The sequence below is a fragment of the Candidatus Hakubella thermalkaliphila genome (assembly GCF_013281975.1).
In the GTDB taxonomy this organism is placed as follows: domain Bacteria; phylum Actinomycetota; class Humimicrobiia; order Hakubellales; family Hakubellaceae; genus Hakubella; species Hakubella thermalkaliphila.
In genome coordinates, this window is the sequence record NZ_BLRZ01000260.1 from 1 (window position 1) to 1,290 (window position 1,290).

At 49.5% G+C, this 1,290-nt stretch carries 1 protein-coding gene; it reads left to right on the plus strand.

Features of this window, described 5'->3' with window-relative positions:
* Positions 1-1,290: DNA translocase FtsK 4TM domain-containing protein (locus tag HW443_RS11365; RefSeq protein WP_176238241.1), on the plus strand; the 1,290-nt coding region annotated here is incomplete at both ends.

Sequence of the window (1,290 nt, forward strand, 5' to 3'; positions counted from 1 at the left end):
CTTTTTTGCTCATACCCGGCGATACAATTTTAATAGCTTGATCTCAGGTTTAGCGTTAGCTTTCATATCCCTTCTGGCTCTGGCCGGCATCATTGGCGCTGAGCCCGGAACCATCTTTGAGCAATCCCAGATGGTGGCCAGGGGGGGTTATGTAGGAGCAGCTTTGGCCTATCTCTTAATCAAGACGGTAGGAGAGATCGGCGGCTCCCTCTTTTTAGTTGTTCTTCTCCTCATTGCTTTTTTGATCTGCACCAGAATGTCCCTAAAAGAAGTCGGCCAGAAAGTTACTCAGAAATCGGTCCCCAGAATAAAAGAAACCTTGAAAGCAGGGATAAAAGGATTGAAAAAAGAGGAGACCAGAGAACTGGGGCCTCTAATTAAAGAGACTTATTCTGGGATAGGACTCACGGTGACCGATGCGGTACCTAAATTACCGGCAGTGGAACGGGTAACAGAGCAGAGAATCACAATCAGAAAACCCAGGGAAGAAGAAACACGGGAGGAGCAGAAAATAGAGGAACAACTGGAAATGCCTCTACCCCGGTATTTGGATGATGAGGGCTACATCCTCCCTCCTCTGAGTATAGTAAAACGATCCAAGACTATTTCACCACAACTTTCAGTCCAGAATGTTCAGGAGAGCATGGCTATTCTACAGACAGTCTTTCAGGATTTCAGGGTGGAGGCCCGGGTAACGGAGGTAACCAGAGGTCCCACAGTTACCCTTTTCGAGCTTCAGTTGGCTCCTGGAGTAAAAGTGCAGAGGATCCTCAATCTGATGGATGACCTCTGTGTGGCTCTGGCCTCTCCGGACATCCGGATTCTTACCCCCATACCGGGCCGATCAGCAGTGGGCATTGAAGTGCCCAACAAAATTCGGGGGATTGTTACCCTGGGAGATATCTTTAACAGCCCTGATGACCAGAGAAACCGCCCCCTGCTAGAGCTACCTCTGGGCAAGCACCTGTCCGGGCAGGCGGTTTATATAAATGTGGCAGAAATGCCCCATGTGCTCATTGCCGGAGCTACCGGATCAGGTAAAAGCTCCTGCCTGAACAGTCTTATAACCTCCCTTCTCTTCAAGGCCGGGCCCAGCCAGGTGAAACTGATCCTTATTGATCCCAAGATGGTGGAACTATCCGTTTTTAAGGGAATTCCCCATCTTTTGACCGAAGTGATAGTAGACCCTAAGAAAGCCTCAGCAGCCCTTAAGTGGGCAGTGCGGGAGATGGAGGAAAGGTTTAAGCTGTTGGCCAAAACAGGCTTCAAATCCCTGGACCCCTTTAACCA